Raw genomic sequence first — 16,880 nt, 5'->3', positions numbered from 1 at the left:
TTGACATCGTAGAGGTCTCCAGTTCAAATCTGGATATGCCTACCAATATAAAACAAGGGTTTACAAGCAATTTCAATGACTTGTAAGCCCTTTTTTAATTTCTTAAATGTTGCATATGTTTTATTTGTTGCATTAAATAATCCAAATAAACCCTATTTTGTGTCATGATTGTGTCAGGATTTGTGTCAAAAAATCGTGTCGAGCGCTTAAAATTAAACGTAGCGCTCAAATAACGTATTATTTTTACATAAATTTACAATTCATCAATAAATGGAGTTTTAGGCGTGAAATTACCTAAGCCTCGTCAACGTGGCAATAGTTGGTCTATTTCAATTACTGTTCACGGTAAACGAGAATACTGTACTCGTGATACTGCTCAAGAATGTTTACATTGGGCTATGAATCGTACTATCGAGGCAAACTCTACCCCAAAAGAAGAAGTCGAAGAAAAAAAGAAAGTCGTTACAACTTTTCAAGATTTATTTTCCATGTATTACAAAGCACATGGTCAAGATACGAAATCTAGAAAGTACATTAAAGAACAACTCTCCTCTTTTGAGAAAAAGTTTGGCAGCCTTGCTCAAAAGAATATCTTAGATATTACTGCACAGGATCTAACTCACTGGCGCAATAAAAGACAAAAAGAAGTATCTGATGGAACTGTACTAAAGGAAATTTCTCTCTACAGTGCTGTATTCACTTATGCTTATAAAGAATTATTTTTACTTGATACAAATCCATTCTTTGGACTAAAGAAACCTAAGAGACCAAAAGCTAGAAATCGACGAATACTTCAGAGTGAAATCGAACTTCTACTGGAAAGTTTTAATTACGAAATTGGGGGCTCACCAAAGACCAGTGGCCAATATGTTGCATGGGCGTTCCTATTTGCGTTAGAAACTGCAATGAGACGTGGTGAAATATTGGCAATACGTAAGAGTCATATATTTGACGATCATATCCATCTTGAAGACACAAAGAATGGTGAAAGTCGTGATGTACCTCTTACCAAGCAAGCACGGCAGTTATTATCTCTTATAACGCATAATGACAATAGACTAATTCCACTAACTGAAAATGCTTTTAGACTGCAATTTGAGAGAACAAAAGCCAAAGTTGGTTTAGATGACTTACACTTTCATGATACTAGACACGAAGCTATTACAAGACTGGTAAATGCAAGAAAGCTACCAGTTGAAGTTTTAGCCAAGATAACAGGTCATAAAACAATTAAAGTATTGGTAAATACTTATTACAACCCTAATGTTTCAGATATAGTTAAAATGCTAGACGATTAATATATTGGCTTGATCACTTACTATAAATACATGGTTAATGGATAAAAATAATGAAAAAAGAAATTAAAGAATCAATTGATAATATATTTTGGAAAACTATATGGATGATTATAGTTTTTGCATTTCTGAACTTCTTATTCTTATACTTATTTAAAAATTGTACAATTGTAAAGGACACCTTATCCAATACTGTTAGTTTTTCTTCAGCTGCAGCTACTATAGCTGCAGCTATTATAGCTGCACATTTATTTAATGATTGGAAAGAGCAGCATAACAAACAAATTTTTTCCAATCATGCTGCAGCTATTGCAGCATTACTTTGTAATGAAAGAAGAATACTTGATGGAGTTAACTTTCGGTTATTAGCAAGTGAGCAATATAGCGTAATAGATTTTCTAAAATCAATAAATAATGTTTCAAATATTTTAGACTCTAATATACCTCAATATATGCTGTTCATAAAATTAGATAAAAACAATGATCTTTACGAGAAAATTCTTGAATATCAACAATGTCTTACATCAATTGCATGGGCTTATCATGATAATATAAATGATGACCCGAAAAACCATCGTGCCAAAATAACACGTATTCGTAATTTAAATGAAGAGATAATAGAGGTACTGAAAAGTTACATCTTTATTAAATAATTTTTAATTTACTCGCTCTGCATCAGCTTCGTGCCCATCAGCTCTTTCTGCCATTTTTCGATATTCTGTGACGCACTGATCGAATACGTTTGAGAGCTTTTGGGCATATTCAGTTTGAGCTTCTCGGGTAGCTGTGGACAGACGTTGGTTTGCTGTGGCAAGTTGCTTTGACAAGCTGTTAGCATGAGACTCAGCAATGCGAGCATCATGTGAGATTTGTTTAATTTTTTCACTGTAATTCCTTTCAGCTAGAATGATTTGATTTTGATATTCTTTCTCTTTTTCACGCGCTGCGACCTGAGCTTTTAAGTTAAGCTCAGTTTGAGTTTGCACATAACTAATATGCTCTTGCTTCAGTTTCTCAATGCTGTGATCTTTATGATTCAAAATCATAAGCAGACACAAAATTAAAAAAGCGAGTAATGCAATTAAGCATTCTCGCCAGTACTTCAAAGCCAGTAATAGATAGGTCATTGGTTCACCTCTAAACACTTTTCAATTCGCCATTTCTGACGATTCCAAACACCACGACACTTTGAGTTAAGGCGACAATCCACTTTAACTTTACCCACTCGACTAAAACGCCATTTCTCTAACGATCTACATGCTTGAACATATTGGCCATGATGTAAGTGTCTAAGCATCGATGACTCCTTCCATGCATCAATCCCATACTGATAAACGAAATCTGCATAGATATCGTATTCAGTCTGAGATAAGCGAATGTTGCGTAGAGAGTGATTAAATACTTTTTGATGACGAGCGATATGTGCATGTAAATAGTGCAATGCTTCTTTTTTAGAAATCGCCTTGTCTGTCATCTTGATACGTGATCCATCTGGTCTAAATGTAGAGCCATGTCCTTGTGTGACTACACCTCCCGGATCTCGATACGGTTTGGCACGATAACCCTCATGCTGTGCAATTGCTTGTTCACCGTGTGGACTAACACCAGTCAAGTAATAAGCCGAAGGTACACCTGTTATTGCAGCAACAATCGAACCCAAAATAAGATATTTATTCTTGTCCATGCCATTTCCCTTCTTTCATTAACTGCATTTTGACGATGTGAATTTCTTGCTCGCGCTTATCTTGTTTGTACTTATATCGCCAATTCATCAAGAAGCTTAAAATCGTGATACTGAGTGTGATTAGGCCAATACATAAGAAAATCTGTGCAACCAAATCAATCTTTGAAAGTGCCGATATAATCCCTGCACCTGTACTTGTATATGCGCCAATCTGGGTTGTTTTATTGGTAAAGACCGTGTTTGCTGTATCTACCAGTTGTTGCCGATCTGTCATGCTTGCCTCTAGTGTGTCTATTTTTTTAGTGATTTTTAGGTATAAAAAAAGCACCTCGAAAGGTGCTTAGGTAGATGTACTGATTATTTAAGGTGTTAAGGTGGTTATGCCTTCAGGAAAAGGACAATAGATTAGTGTTTCAAAAAACTGATTTAACTGTGCATTGGTATTGGAATAAGTCACCACATGCTCGGCTTTAATATCAATCTTGAGCGTATTTGAACTGACCGTGAATGTAGGATAGTAAAAGGTGAAATCCACTGATACCCCTTTATTGTTGATGTTGTCTGCCCCGTAATACGGCAACGGACTTTTACAGCTGATAAAAAGATGATCCACATTCAAATTGGTGGGCAATGTGACCGAGTAAGATCCTGCAATACTGACATTACTCCCGACCTTAATCCCACCTGACAAAGTTTTTACATGCTGTAAGTATCCTTTCGTACCATCGAATAAGAGTTTGCTTTGTGCATTAAAAACCAAAATACCATTCTTAGCAGGAACCAATGGTGCTGTGGTATATAAGGCAATCAAGGCTTCAAAGTTTTGTACGTTGGCATACAACAAGATTTGCAGTTCGTAATACCCATCACTGCTCTTATACACACCAAGCTCTTCAGCACGATAACCTGATGTCGCCATCTTAAATCTTGGTTTCACATCCACGCTATAACCTGAATTGGCCGTGATGGGTTTGATAAAGATCAGAATGTTTGATGCAAACTCACGAACACTATCATCTGTGGTATCCATATCCACGCCAATACTGCGTAAATCTTTAAAACGCATGAAGGTATATACATTGCGATATGGTAGATACTTTTGATAATCGAGCCTTAAAAGATAATCTCCTGCAGGTGTTGCTGTAGAAGATGAATCTTTGGCAGTAACACGATACTTGGCCAAGAACTTCGGGCATTCAAATTGATCATCAATGGCAACCTCACCACTCGCGCCATTGACTTGAAAATAGGTTGTCATTTATGCCCCTCGATAGCCCACAACAAGTAGTTGCATACTGTCTCTCATGATTGGATCTGGAATATCCACCGTACTCATATTGCTTTCCCGGTAATTGGCCACCAACGTCACGCGCCATTTGCTACTGCCTAAATCTTCCATATAGAAATTGACACTTGGTAAATAACGTAAGTTGGTGGGATTACTGGTTGAACCCATACGAAAGCCCGGATCACCTTGTAAGTAGAAGGTAGGATTCTTAATACTTGGATCAATATTAAACTCGTATGAGGCCTTGTCCCCTGAACGGTTTTTATTGGGCAGTTGAACTTTAGTGGCGATATAAGAAATCGCTAAGTCAAATTCTAGTGGTGAGAACAACTCACCACCGATATTGCAAACCAGTTTATCCATTACCAAATCCCCATCTTGACGCGAACCACGCCATTGGTATCTTTCACTTCAATACTTGTGCCTTGAATCGTCATTGTGCCTTTATCGTTTGATGTAGTGAATGTACCTAGATCCGCAGAGAGCGCACTCAGCTTCTGTACATAAATTTTACTAGCATCAATCTGGTCGATATAGGCACTATCCAAATACAAGCCTTTTGGAATCACAGTGCCATTTGGCAAAGTAGTCGCTGTTGCTCGATACACAAACATATATGCCGGTGTTTGATTGTCAGCAGTTGCAGGTGGTGCAATGGCAAAACTGTTGGCGCGCCAAATCGCATCTACTGTTTTGCTGTTGTTCTCAATGGCCACACCACCAATCACATTGCCCGACTCTAATTTCAGGCTTGCCCTTGCGGTTAAGCCATCAATCGAACTTTGCTGTGACTGAATTGATGCAGTGTTATTGCCAACAGTGGTTTGTAGGGTATTCACAGACTGAGCTGTTGCCGAAGTACTACTTGCAACTGCAGTGACTTCTTGCTTAATCGCAGCAATGCTTTTCTGTAAATCTGTACCCACTTGTGCTTGTAGTGTGGTGATTTGCTGACTGAGTGCATTATCTCCATCCACAATTGCAGATTGAATCGTCCAACTTGAAGCCTGATTGCTCATGCTATCTGCAGTGAGTGTTGTTGAATCTGCAGTAATTGGTGTGACTTTCGCATATACACCATCTAATTTCTCAGACTGTGCTTTTTGCTGTGTGGTCAATGTATTGATCGACTGTGTTGCCCCTGCCACCGCCTTGTCATTTTGTGATTTGTAATCACTTAAGGCTTTCGCATTGGCTGTATCTGCATCCACACGTGCATTTTGCTCTTGCACAATTGCAGAGGCATTGCCATCGGCTTTGGCAGAAATCGTATCAATACGTTGACCAAGTGCTGTATCAGCATTGGCACGTGTGGTTGATTCAGTGGTAATGAGTGATTTAGCATTGTCTGCTGTGCTTTGTGCTGTATTGATTTGCTGTGTCAGTGTCGTATCTGCATCAGATCGTGCTTTTGCCTCCTGTTGAATTAATGATGCGTTGTTTGCAGTACTGGCTGTCACGGTATCAATACGTGTTGCAAGTGCTGAATCTGCATCGCTTCGTGCAGTTTGCTCAGATTGAATCAAAGCTTTATTGCTTGCGACCTGTGCTTGTGTCACATCAATACGCTGACTTAACGCATTATCCCCATCTACAATAGCGGATTGCACTGTCCATGAAGATGCTTCATTACTCATGCTATCGGCTGTGAGTGTTGTTGAATCTGCAGTAATTGGTGTTACTTTCGCATACACCCCATCAAGCTTTTTAGCTGTTGCCGTTTGTGCTGTTGTGACCAGATCAATAGAGGTTTGTGCAGATGCAAGGCTTTTGTCAGTACTTGTTTTATACGTTTCAACCGTATTTAAAATACTTTCATCGGCATTCTTACGTGCACTCTGTTCCTCGGTCAAACCATCATTTAAGCTACTGATCGCTGTCGTTCGTTGCTTGCCTTCTTGGTCCAATGAATCTTGTAAACTTTGAACTGCAGTCGCACGATCTTGCGCCTCTTGCTGTGCTTTTGACAGTGCACTATCAGCCGTTTGCTGGACTTCATTCACTTTGTTGATGATATTGCCCACATCACCATCAAGCCCTGCAATGGTATCGATCTTATCAATCTGAGATTTAAGATCTTTATCAAGTTGGGATCTAGTGATTTGACCTGAAAGCGCATCTAAAATATCAGTCGTTTGTGCAGTAGATGTGCCACTGGTCCAGTCCGACCAATCACCTTTATTACCAATGCGATCAATCAAACGACCTCGATACCAAAGGGTTAAATTGCCTGATAATCCTTGTTGCTGCATCATCGTGGTTGGATAGGCATATGAACCTAACACCTCACCATTTGCACCGTTAGATGTTGTGGAATATTCAATCTCTGTATAGGCTGTGTCTAATGCCCCTACATTTGGAAAGCCCCACTGTACTTTCATACCAAACATGGTACCTGTGGCTTGAATGTATGCCAACTTGGGTGGCTTACCTTGCTTGCCTGAAAGCGCGGTTAAGCTTGATGTGGTCGGTAGTGATGCATTCTCAAAAGCTGAATAGGCAGTAATCCGAGCCATATAACTGCCTGCATACACACCAGGTACTTCAACTGACGTATTGCCAGTCAGTGGCATCTTAATCCAAGAGCCATCATCTTTTTTCCACTCAACAAGGTACTTCACCGCATAGTCTGCTTTGTCCCAAGCAATCACCATGGTAGCTAAGTTAATACCTTGTTGGACTTGGTCATACGATGAAATCGTGACATTCTGCACCGCAGCTTGTGTACTTGGACTAACCACAGAAACAGGTGCTGTATTGTCAATGTAGGCACCACGATCAATCGCATCATATTTCTCATACTTATATTCAAGCGCAGAGATTGAAAATTGATGTTCTTCATCTTGTTTGACCGTCAACACACGAAACTTTTGTGTTGCAAGAATACTTGAGTCAATGGTCCATACATTTTGTACCGCAATTGAACCCTGATCAAAAGGTTGTGTAACAGTAATCGTTGCACCATTTACACTGGCAATATAGCGTGTAGTGGCTTGCCCTTGCTCACTATTGACCAAGAACTTATCGCCATTGATTGCTGTCACTTCACGATCTAAGGTGATGGTTTTTAAATCCTCTGAAATGGCTTTGATACGTCCGCCAATAAAACGCCCGGCATAATTGTTATCAGCAACAGAAATGACTTTACCCGGTACAGGAATATGTCCATCAAGACCGACTTTAAAATGAATCGTTTGGGTCTCTAACTGTTCAGATTTTAAAGCCCAATGCCCTGCACGTTGTGCCTGACCACGTGAGGTACAACCCCAAGCATCCACCTCAACCACATTAATCACACGTTGCTTACTGATCGCTTGTTCATCACGAATGATTTCATATTCAGTTTTATAGCGGTTTTGTGGGTTTGACCAAGCGACTTTGGCCACGTTGTGACGATCTCGGTAAGGTGTACCTGAGCGCTCAAAATTCCCATCGATGACATTGGCATTGGTGTAGTTAAAAAATACATCCTGTGGCATATCGCCATCACACATAATCGCGTTGCCATCCCAATAAGAAATGGCACGAAATACCCCGGCAAGTTTGCTTAAAATGGAGTATGCATCTTCTGCAGATTGAATATAGATATTGCAAGTAAAGCGTGGCTCTTGACCGCCTTGACCATCACTCACCATACCATCACAGTATTGGCCCAAACGATACAGACTGGCTTTATCGAGCATACTGTCAGAAATACGATCACCGAGGCCATAACGTTTAGCCGTGCATAAATCAAAGTAGATCCACGCTGGATTATTAGAATAGGCGCGTTTAAATGAACCATCCCAAATGCCAACATACGTTCTTGCAACTGGATCATAATTACTTGGTACCCGAATCTTGATCCCTTTCATTTCTGCAGAAACTTGTGCAACACCTGAGAAGTTTTGCGCATCGTATTGCACACCTAAGAGTGCAGTATTGGGATAACGCAACTTGGCATCAATGACCTCTGCATATGAAGCGACATACATTTTATCGGTGACATAATCTGAGTTTGCAGGCGGTGTAAGTCGTCTAACGCGAATATTCCAACCACTACTTGCTTGTGGTAAGTCAATACGGTGAGGACGCTCATAATTATCTGAGGTCTTGTCACTGATTTTTGCATTGACCATTTCAACATAAGCACCGCCATCAGTACTCACATCAATGGCGTATTGAATAGTGACACCAGTCACATCGCCATTACTGGCATTTGTAGTTCTGAGTGCACCCCAGCGTAGGCGTATCCGAACTGCATTAATATCGAGATTGGTAATTGAACGAACCCAAGGATTGGTTTTTAACTCCACCCCTGCATCAATTTCATTGGATACTTCAGGAAAACCTTCAATATAGGTTTGATCATTGGTTCCTGGTCGAAAGCTTACCGTCACTTCTTTAAAGTTATTATTGCCATTACTGTCTTGTAGTGGTGTATCTGACAAAAACACAGACTGCAACCCATTGGCCAAGCCCTCAATTTCACCTTCAGACATGCCAAGCAGTTCTTTCATGTAGGTTTTTGACTGTGCAGAATCATCTGCAACCACGGCTTGGCGTGTACTGCCTGAACCTGCTTTTGCGCCTTGTACTTTCATTGAATTTTCCCAACAAAAAAGACGCATAAAGCGCCTAATCATTTCATCTATTTATTTACAACATATCTTCAGGATATTGCCCTGCACTAATAATGAAACCACCAACTTCACGTTGGCCATACAAAATCGGTACTGGGTTGCCTTGGGCAACTGTCGTAACCGCAGAACCAAAACCATAATTGGATTTATTAGAATCATTGGCATCAGAGGTATTGGCTTTGGGCATCAGCATTGAAGTCACACCACCGATGGCCATGCCTGCCCCTGCACCGATCAATGCCATACCGACAACTGTACCTGTACCAAAAGTGAATACACCCACACCAATCATGATGGCACCGAGTACTGTTTGCAGTGCACCGCCAGCACCTTCGACAATTGGCACAATCCGAATCAACTCAGCGTTGTTCTGCATATCCAATTCTTGTTCAGAAATGGTGGTGCGATGATCGATAAAGATAGCAAAGCGTAAGCCCTTTAAATGTGCATTTAAAAAGAACTGTTCAAGACCTTTGATCTGTACTGCAAGTAGGCGCATACCTTCTTGCACTGAGTTGACTTGCAACCGCCATTCTTTACCGAATTGTTCGCGTAACAGGCCATGGAAGCGGATGGTTTTATACATGCATCACCGCCTTATGTCTAAGCACTTTCACAGTTCTTTCTAACCAATTCGGGCCATAGATTTCACGCTTTGAACTTTGATTGTATGGGTGATGTAGAAACAAGCTATTGCCATGACAAGGCTCAGTGGTTTCAGTCTTTAACTGCCACTTCTCACCAAGCCAAATGAGCGCATGATTTGGATGTTCTGTACGCCCTACAGTACACAGCAATACATCACCATATTGTGGCTGATCAACTTCAACAAAACCTGTCTTGGCATAGTTTTCCACATACAATGAGGCGTGGTCTTTGGCTTCCCACCAACGATCATCACGCTCAAAATCAAGTAGCTCAATACCAAGCTCACGACTATAAAAGTCACGAATCAATGCATAACAGTCTTGCCAACCGTGGTGATACAAACGTCCAACAAGAGGCGCTTGATAGCCACATGGCTCATATGTTTGAATGTCGGCCGCTGGATAAGCACAGATGATCCAAGTCTTACCGTGCAGTTCAATCTGATGCTTATCCAGTGCTGAAGCCACTGCTGTACCATCAGGATGTGAATGCACATACGCTTCAATCTCTCCTCGATCTTCTAATCTAGCCAGTCCTTTAGGATCCATTTCAAAGTGTTCTTGTGGGCGTTTAGAAACATTGTCTAAACGAATAAACTCACCTTGAATGACTACCCCACACATTTCATCGGGATAAGCATCACGACTTGCAGTCATAATCTGTTTTTTAAGTTCATCTGTTATTTTCATTCGCAGACCTCTTTTTGGATGTGACTCGTGCGTTTTTATAAGATAACCATACTTTGTCGATATGCTTCGATAAAAAATAACCAATAAAACCAAATACGATACCTAGAAGAAGTAATGAATAATCCATATCACTTTCCTATCAAGCTCGATGCAGGGAAACCGCCATAGTTAGGCGTATTATCACGGTTATTACACGCTTTAAAATTGCCTACACACTTGTCTTGGCTTGGATCATCAGTGGCTTCATTTTTATCTGTGAAATACTTCATACCGGTGTACTGACATTGCTCACCTCTGTAGCCATCAATCGCCCACTGGCAATAACCTGTAATATTACGCACAGGGATTTTTAAGCCTTGAAAGTCAATTGGGTTAGACAGCTCAAATGCCACTGTTTGAATGTTTTCAGAAGTCTTTTGCTCGATGTACCAAACTTGAGTTTTAGACTCATTCACATCGGCATGCGGATTGCCCTGGCTAAAGTTTTCACTGTCTAAGTATTTCGCAAAAGTACGAATCACTTTTAGCTTTGCCCCGGCAAAATCATCAAAGTTTAAACAGTAAGCAGAGACTGCGCCTTGTACCCCATTAATGCTGTTGGCCATCGTCAGTGTGGGTGTAGAAGCTTTACCTGTTGAACTCATTTCTAAGCCATCAACCTGTAGGGCCATTGGCTCATAAGTTTGACCATTAAAAATAATATTGCGGTACCACACTTGCTCAGTGCCAGTATCAAATAACTTATCAGCATGAATTGAGGTTGAATCTGCAGTGATACTTGTACTATCGACTGTTGCATAGATACGTTGCCAATCCTGATAAGAAATATGACCGTGAAAGCGCAGTACACCAGCACCTAAGTTTGTAGCATCTAATTCAAACAGTGTAATCAGACCATCAACATAGAGCTTTTGTACATCAGAAGTTAAAGACATGATGAACTCCCATTAAAAAAGCCACTGTTTAAGTGGCTTGTGGTGATACTGGCAAATCGCCCGATCCATCGGTTTTAAGATAGGCCCTTAAAGATTTTCGGTAATCTGTCCACGTGCTTTTCGTAGACTCGAGTGTTTTGATATCACCATCTTCATCTTCGATTTGTTGTGAGAGTGCATCAATCTTTAATGTGGCAATGTCATATTCAGACTGTGCTTTTTGTAAATTGCCATCTTTTTTAATTTGAAGCTTTTGTTCATCAGTTAAATAGTTCTGAGGATTCAAGTGGCGATCAACTTCCTCAGCCGTCATTAAGACCATATCTGATGTGATGTAATCGTCTTGAGAGCCGTCTGATTCAAATGCATATACCTCATCGTTCAACTTATAATATTTCATGAGCTCAACTCCATCCATGATCCAATTGACCCTGTGCTTGATGTTATTTTGTAAGTTTGTCCTGGTGGAACAATGAATGTGATCGGTAACTGTGTTACTGCAACTGTTTGTGTGCTTGCACAAATTGCACCCTCATTAACATACCAAATGACTTGAGTGCCACTTGCAACATTACTAAGGATTACAGATACCATAATAGGTTTATTAGTGCTATTCGTATAAGTCGTACCTAAAGACCGACCATTTGTAACAGATTTAAATGTCTGTTTAATACCTAACATAATATTAGAAAATTCAGTCTGGACTATGCCTAAATCAACATTATCGACTTGCGCCTTTAAGCTTGAACCAGACCAACCGATATAAATTTTATTTGAATCTTGCCCAGTACCACCACCTTGCTGAATAGCATTAAACAAGGTAGTGCCATTTCCTAGTGCACCATAAATTTCATTCATATTCTGATTCAACTTCGTAAATGCTGTACGTGCAGCATCCCCTGAACCATCATTGGCATTTGCACCAATATTTACTATTTGCTTCGCCATATCGACTCCAAATTTTAGGCATAAAAAAAGCACCTTTCGGTGCACTCATTAATTTGATTTTAAAACTGCTGTTTAAATGTGGTTGAGATTCGCCAAACACTACCGCCCAAACATGTAGGCGTATAGCTTGTATCTGTTTTCACTCGAACTGTGCCATCAAGTGGTGACTCCCACAAAAATGAATCTGCCCCTTTATGATCATCAAAGAACGCTTTAATCGCTAAGATTTCATCTTTTAACGCGGTTCGTTGATAACTCCACTGCCCTTTTCGATTATTGATCCCGACAGATGCATGTTGCTCATACCCATCACCAAATACATTAGACAGTGTGTTAAAGGCTTGGGTATTTGAGTTGCCATCTAAGTCAGATTTGAATGTGAATTGTCTGTTGCTCATTAAGATAATAAGCTCCCTTGTCGTTTTTCATCACGTATTATTTTTTGTATCGCATCATGAATAATTTGATTTAAATTTGGCGTTTCCAAACTAATTGAATGCAATGCTAAAAATTCATCATGACTTAGAATTACAATCTCTTTGTTATCTTTCTCAATAATCCAGTCGCCAAAGTGGATTTCTGCATTGAAGTCATTACGTCTATAAGAGATGGCTATCTGTTGTGGTTTACGGATTCCAACATAGCTGATCTGGCCACCAAGTAAACTCAATACTTCGTGATGATTACCGACTACTCCAACTGCGTTCTTGAATTGAATTGCTTTCATAATATTCTCTAGATAATAAAAAAGGCTACTTACTCAGTAGCCCTCCTTGTCGTTGTTCTTGCCGAATGATTGTACGCACTGCATTTCCAATCATTTGCCCTAGCTGTTTTTGATTATCAGTATTTCCACCTGATGTTGCTGTACCTGAACCTGTGACATTTACTTCAATATTGACATCGCCCTGTTGCTGACTATTACTACTCAACTGGCTTGAAATAGAGCTAGAAACACCACCCACCACGCCACCATCAGAATAGCCTTTGATACCCTTACGGATACCCTCAACTGCAGATACACCACCTAGTCGAGCCACATCAGCTTGTGAGAATACAACCTCGCCCGCATGGACTACTCCAGCAACATCATGTTTACCACCTGGACCTGTATAACCACCATCAGAAAAGCCAACGGATACAGCCTCGATACCAGCTTGTAAAACACCAGTTTTAACCGTTGCAGCAGCTACCGCAGGCAAGTTAGCAGGAAAAGGAGCTGAACCCCATGCAGCAGATATTGCTGTATAACCACTCATAATAGCGCTGGCTAAATTAGCTGCCTTTTGTGCTGCAAGCATTGTCTTATAAGCACCACTTGATTCACCGGCAAAACCCTTCACTAAAGTTGCCATGCCACCAAACATTGTTCCATAAGCTGATAACTGTTCAGATGTTTGAGCTGTACTTAGATCATTAGCTTTTTGAGTGTATTTTTCAGTTATTTCAAACTTTCTAGCTTCATATGCTTCGTGAGCTTGCATAATTAGCTCTTGTCTCTTTTGCGTATCAGCTATTTCATAATCACCCTTATCATTCATCTTATTGATATCTCGTACGCTCTTATCATGATCATCAGATGCAGTACTTAATTCATCACTGTATTGATTTTGAAGATTCCAAGATTCATATTGACTACTTGTTAGTTTATTTTTAGCTTGTGTATCTAATGCACCAGCTTGAGCTTTTCCGAGTTGCTGATTAATCTTAGTCTGCAAATCCTGAACTTTTAGTGCTTGAGTCTTTCTAAAAGTATTAATTTCATAATTCGCCTGATCATCAATGCCTTTTTTGGCAAGCTCTTTTTGCTTATCAGTTAAATCAATTGTTGAGTCAATAATAGCTTTTTTGACTTCAGCATCTTTAGTGATTTTCTGCTCACCCACCCAAGCCCAACCATTTACAGATTGCTCAAATTGCAGATCGTTTAGCTTCTTCTGATTCTGAAACTGCGACTCAGATTGCTTTAACTTTTCTGTTTGCTCATTTCCTGTGTAGGTTAGGCGGATATCACGAAGTTCTTTATCATGATCTTGCTGTAACTTTTGATCTTTGGTGTAGAACTTTTCAGCAAGTTGAAGTTTGATTTCATAAAGCTTATCCTCATCGGCACCAAGCTTGCTAATATCAAGATCGCTTGAATCACCATTTTTGTTAACTATGTTTGCTAACTGATTTCGATAGTTCTGCTCTTTTGCTTTCGCACCTTCTGCCTTACTTGCACCAATTTTATTACCGTTATAATCCCATCTAACGTAATTGGTTCCAATGATCTTAGACAATTCAGATTGGCTCAATGATTCATTAGTCAGGGCATTCTTAGTCTGCTTATATGAACCATTTGTTGTGATTTCACGGATTGCAAATTTTGCTTGTGCATCAATAGCACTCTGGTTATTTTTAATAGTGCCATCATCATTCAATAGGTCTTTTGAGCGTAATTCACGTATAAGATCAGTTGCTCTGTCTCCTTGATATGAAAACATACCAACATTTGTTTTTTTGTTGTTCGCATCAGTATGAGAACCAAACAAATATTTGTCATTAAAGTCATTTTCACGACCAACCTGTGCAGCCATTGCAAGAGCTTGGTTTTTTCCTAGCCCAGCTTTTAAAAAAGCTTGATAGATTTGATAACCTCGAGCAAGTTGCTCATTTGCACTAAGATCAAGAACGGCTTGACGCTCTTTCTCTTTTGTCTGCTCTTTGATTGCTTTGCTATTATCATCCTGAAGGTTCTTCAACTTTTCTTGCAAATCAAATTGTTTCGCAGCAATATCATACTGCTCTTTCGTTAGATTTTGATTGAATGAAAGCTTGTTATCTTCTCTAAATTTAAGAATAAAATCATTCCATCTAGAACCTCTTTCCGTAGAACCATTCAACTTTTCATTGCCAAGTTGGTACTGTGTCTTTTGATTTTGAGTATCTGTTAGCTTTTTCAAGTCACGTATTTTTTGGTTGTACATTTCCTGATTTGCGGCTGCTTGTCGTGCTGCTTCAGAACTTTGATCAATACCTGTTTTTAACGAATCTAGTTTACCTTTAACATCTAGAAGCGTTTTGCTTGTATCGGTGTACTGGTCATATAAATCACTTAACTTGTCTATTTGATCAGGCGTAACTGTTGGAATCTTATTTAATTCTCTTAAAGCTTCACCTTTACTGATAATACCCTGTCGAACCTTGTTAGATATTTCAACAACCTGATAATTTTCTTTATTGCTGTTCTGAATATCAATAACTTGAGCATTATACTGACCAGACAGCTCTTTCATCTTTTTAGCTAAATCACCATAGGTCTTACCTAAATCTTCTTGTGCGCCTCTCTTTTGTGCACCTTGCAATTTAAGTAAATCTGCTGTGGTCTGTTGAGCATATTTAGAGTTTTCTATTAATGCTTGGGTTGATTGACTGGTGCTATCTCTCATTAAAAGATAGGCTGCTGCCGCACCTGCAACAGTTACACCTAAACCTACAGGACCACCCAACACACCTATCAATGAGCGCCCAACTGTAAGTGCTGTCATTTTTGCAGCGTTATTTGCAAGTACAGCACGCGTTTCAGCATTCCAAGTAATAATACTTGTGCCTATGGCAATAGTTTGCTTGACGATTTGTGCCGTAATCATGCCCATAAGTGCAGATATACCAAGTGTAGCAAAGGTATTGAAATTATTTGCAATAAGCTGAATACCATCTGCGAGCGCTTTTGCACTACCGCTTGCCTTACCTGTTTCACCTACAAACTTGGTGACCTCATTACTTAATACAGTAAATGACTGACCGAGCGTTGGTGATGTCTTAGCAAAAAGTTGATCTACAGATGCTTTAGATTTATCAAGTGCTTTAACGATTGCTTCAGAAGTAATTGCACCTGTTGCAGCAACTGTACGTAGCTGGCCAACTGTGATTCCCATACCTTGAGCAATAGCTTTTGCAAGTCCCGGAGCCTGCTCAAGAACAGAGTTTAAATCCTCACCGCGCAATGCCCCTGATGATAGTGCTTGGTTAAACTGAACCAATGCTGCTTCAGATGCCATTGCACTAGATCCACTAATTGCAATCGCTTTAGATACTGTCTCAGTAATTTGTGCTGTATGTTGCATCGTTAAACCAAGTGCTTTTGCATTGTTTGCAAATCCTTGATATACCTGAGCTGCACTTTCCCAAGATTGATGAGTATTTTGAGCAATTTTAAATGTATCAGTCATTGCCTGATTTAGCTCAGATTGGGAGTGAGTTACTAGCTTTAGTCTGTTTTGTAACCCTGTATACACATCTGATTTTTGAATCGCTTCAGATATTGTTAAATATCCTGCAAATGCTCCAATTAATTTCTTAGCTGAATTAGCAAGTAATGCTGTCTCTTGAGTTGATTTTTTCGCAGAGTCTCCAATGCCACCTAAAGATTTAGCAAACTCATTCGATGAATCTCCCGCTTGTTTTGCATTTTTTTGGTACTCAGGAAGTATTGTATTTAAATCATTTATAGAAACACCTAGTTGCTTTGCAACTTTCGATGCTGATAAAAATTTACCACTTGCATCAACTATTGAGCCAGATGCATTTTTAAAGTACTTCCCGAGTGTATCGGCACTTTTAGATGCGTCATTACCACTCTTAGTTGCTTCCTTTAGAGCTTCAGACAGAGCATCAGCATTACGCTTGGCATTCTCAGCACTAATTTCAATAACTAAACGGCTTTTAGACTCTGCCATAGCATTCTCCAAATTTTAGGCAATAAAAAACCCACCGTTTGGTGGGTTTT

The 16,880-nt window shown here is 39.7% G+C and carries 16 protein-coding genes; 2 read left to right on the top strand and 14 right to left on the bottom strand.

The genetic code is table 11. The features are described from left to right. Positions 1-284: 284 nt before the first annotated feature. Entirely contained in the window at positions 285-1,298 is a 1,014-nt protein-coding gene (locus I2F23_RS09825) for a tyrosine-type recombinase/integrase (RefSeq protein ID WP_195772426.1), read from the top strand. Positions 1,299-1,348: 50 nt separating this feature from the next. Then, complete coding sequence (locus I2F23_RS09820) at positions 1,349-1,948, top strand: hypothetical protein (RefSeq protein ID WP_195772425.1); 600 nt, start codon at positions 1,349-1,351, stop codon at positions 1,946-1,948. A 3-nt stretch (positions 1,949-1,951) separates the two neighbouring features. Here I2F23_RS09820 and I2F23_RS09815 read toward each other — a convergent pair whose 3' ends face one another. The 14 genes from I2F23_RS09815 to I2F23_RS09750 all read right to left on the bottom strand — a co-directional run bounded on the left by I2F23_RS09815 (position 1,952) and on the right by I2F23_RS09750 (position 16,830). After that, a complete protein-coding gene (locus I2F23_RS09815) occupies positions 1,952-2,422 on the bottom strand; it encodes a hypothetical protein (RefSeq protein ID WP_195772424.1) in 471 nt (156 codons plus the stop codon). Beyond that, a complete protein-coding gene (locus I2F23_RS09810) occupies positions 2,419-2,979 on the bottom strand; it encodes a glycoside hydrolase family protein (RefSeq protein ID WP_195772423.1) in 561 nt (186 codons plus the stop codon). Before I2F23_RS09810 ends, I2F23_RS09815 begins: the two co-directional genes overlap by 4 nt. Then, positions 2,966-3,253, bottom strand: a complete 288-nt coding sequence (locus tag I2F23_RS09805) for a phage holin family protein (protein WP_195772422.1) — start codon at positions 3,251-3,253, stop codon at positions 2,966-2,968. Before I2F23_RS09805 ends, I2F23_RS09810 begins: the two co-directional genes overlap by 14 nt. Before the next feature lie 87 nt (positions 3,254-3,340). Next, entirely contained in the window at positions 3,341-4,237 is an 897-nt protein-coding gene (locus tag I2F23_RS09800; protein ID WP_195772421.1) for a hypothetical protein, read from the bottom strand. After that, a complete protein-coding gene (locus I2F23_RS09795; RefSeq protein ID WP_195772420.1) occupies positions 4,238-4,597 on the bottom strand; it encodes a hypothetical protein in 360 nt (119 codons plus the stop codon). A 32-nt stretch (positions 4,598-4,629) separates the two neighbouring features. Beyond that, positions 4,630-8,850, bottom strand: coding sequence for a host specificity protein J (gpJ, locus tag I2F23_RS09790; RefSeq protein WP_195772419.1), 4,221 nt, complete (start codon positions 8,848-8,850; stop codon positions 4,630-4,632). A 55-nt stretch (positions 8,851-8,905) separates the two neighbouring features. Then, complete coding sequence (locus I2F23_RS09785) at positions 8,906-9,475, bottom strand: tail assembly protein (RefSeq protein ID WP_195772418.1); 570 nt, start codon at positions 9,473-9,475, stop codon at positions 8,906-8,908. Further along, positions 9,468-10,226: a C40 family peptidase gene (locus I2F23_RS09780; RefSeq protein ID WP_195772417.1), complete on the bottom strand. Its 759-nt coding sequence runs from the start codon at positions 10,224-10,226 to the stop codon at positions 9,468-9,470. Before I2F23_RS09780 ends, I2F23_RS09785 begins: the two co-directional genes overlap by 8 nt. Before the next feature lie 128 nt (positions 10,227-10,354). Continuing rightward, positions 10,355-11,161 (bottom strand): phage minor tail protein L, encoded by an 807-nt coding sequence (locus tag I2F23_RS09775; protein ID WP_195772416.1) that lies wholly within the window; start codon positions 11,159-11,161, stop codon positions 10,355-10,357. A 28-nt stretch (positions 11,162-11,189) separates the two neighbouring features. After that, the gene (locus I2F23_RS09770) at positions 11,190-11,561 is read right to left on the bottom strand and encodes a hypothetical protein (RefSeq protein WP_195772427.1); all 372 of its coding nucleotides are present in this window, start codon (positions 11,559-11,561) and stop codon (positions 11,190-11,192) included. Beyond that, positions 11,558-12,109, bottom strand: a complete 552-nt coding sequence (locus I2F23_RS09765) for a hypothetical protein (protein ID WP_195772415.1) — start codon at positions 12,107-12,109, stop codon at positions 11,558-11,560. The genes I2F23_RS09770 and I2F23_RS09765 overlap by 4 nt, the downstream gene beginning before the upstream one ends. Before the next feature lie 59 nt (positions 12,110-12,168). Next, positions 12,169-12,507 (bottom strand): phage tail protein, encoded by a 339-nt coding sequence (locus I2F23_RS09760; protein ID WP_195772414.1) that lies wholly within the window; start codon positions 12,505-12,507, stop codon positions 12,169-12,171. Next, positions 12,507-12,836 (bottom strand): hypothetical protein, encoded by a 330-nt coding sequence (locus I2F23_RS09755; RefSeq protein WP_195772413.1) that lies wholly within the window; start codon positions 12,834-12,836, stop codon positions 12,507-12,509. The genes I2F23_RS09760 and I2F23_RS09755 overlap by 1 nt, the downstream gene beginning before the upstream one ends. A 25-nt stretch (positions 12,837-12,861) precedes the next feature. Next, entirely contained in the window at positions 12,862-16,830 is a 3,969-nt protein-coding gene (locus tag I2F23_RS09750; protein ID WP_195772412.1) for a tape measure protein, read from the bottom strand. Between the last annotated feature and the right edge of the window lie 50 nt (positions 16,831-16,880).

This window comes from Acinetobacter pollinis, assembly GCF_015627175.1.
Classification (GTDB): Bacteria; Pseudomonadota; Gammaproteobacteria; order Pseudomonadales; family Moraxellaceae; genus Acinetobacter; species Acinetobacter pollinis.
Note: the sequence above shows the minus strand (reverse complement) of the source record. Positions and strands in the feature narration are given on the sequence as shown.

Excerpts from the sequence above, each read along its gene's own strand:
- I2F23_RS09820 (WP_195772425.1), top strand. The coding sequence starts at position 1,349 with ATGAAAAAAGAAATTAAAGAATCAATTGATAATATATTTTGGAAAACT.
- I2F23_RS09815 (WP_195772424.1), bottom strand. The coding sequence starts at position 2,422 with ATGACCTATCTATTACTGGCTTTGAAGTACTGGCGAGAATGCTTAATT.
- I2F23_RS09810 (WP_195772423.1), bottom strand. The coding sequence starts at position 2,979 with ATGGACAAGAATAAATATCTTATTTTGGGTTCGATTGTTGCTGCAATA.
- I2F23_RS09805 (WP_195772422.1), bottom strand. The coding sequence starts at position 3,253 with ATGACAGATCGGCAACAACTGGTAGATACAGCAAACACGGTCTTTACC.
- I2F23_RS09800 (WP_195772421.1), bottom strand. The coding sequence starts at position 4,237 with ATGACAACCTATTTTCAAGTCAATGGCGCGAGTGGTGAGGTTGCCATT.
- gpJ (WP_195772419.1), bottom strand. The coding sequence starts at position 8,850 with ATGAAAGTACAAGGCGCAAAAGCAGGTTCAGGCAGTACACGCCAAGCC.
- I2F23_RS09785 (WP_195772418.1), bottom strand. The coding sequence starts at position 9,475 with ATGTATAAAACCATCCGCTTCCATGGCCTGTTACGCGAACAATTCGGT.
- I2F23_RS09780 (WP_195772417.1), bottom strand. The coding sequence starts at position 10,226 with ATGAAAATAACAGATGAACTTAAAAAACAGATTATGACTGCAAGTCGT.
- I2F23_RS09775 (WP_195772416.1), bottom strand. The coding sequence starts at position 11,161 with ATGTCTTTAACTTCTGATGTACAAAAGCTCTATGTTGATGGTCTGATT.
- I2F23_RS09770 (WP_195772427.1), bottom strand. The coding sequence starts at position 11,561 with ATGAAATATTATAAGTTGAACGATGAGGTATATGCATTTGAATCAGAC.
- I2F23_RS09765 (WP_195772415.1), bottom strand. The coding sequence starts at position 12,109 with ATGGCGAAGCAAATAGTAAATATTGGTGCAAATGCCAATGATGGTTCA.
- I2F23_RS09760 (WP_195772414.1), bottom strand. The coding sequence starts at position 12,507 with ATGAGCAACAGACAATTCACATTCAAATCTGACTTAGATGGCAACTCA.
- I2F23_RS09755 (WP_195772413.1), bottom strand. The coding sequence starts at position 12,836 with ATGAAAGCAATTCAATTCAAGAACGCAGTTGGAGTAGTCGGTAATCAT.
- I2F23_RS09750 (WP_195772412.1), bottom strand. The coding sequence starts at position 16,830 with ATGGCAGAGTCTAAAAGCCGTTTAGTTATTGAAATTAGTGCTGAGAAT.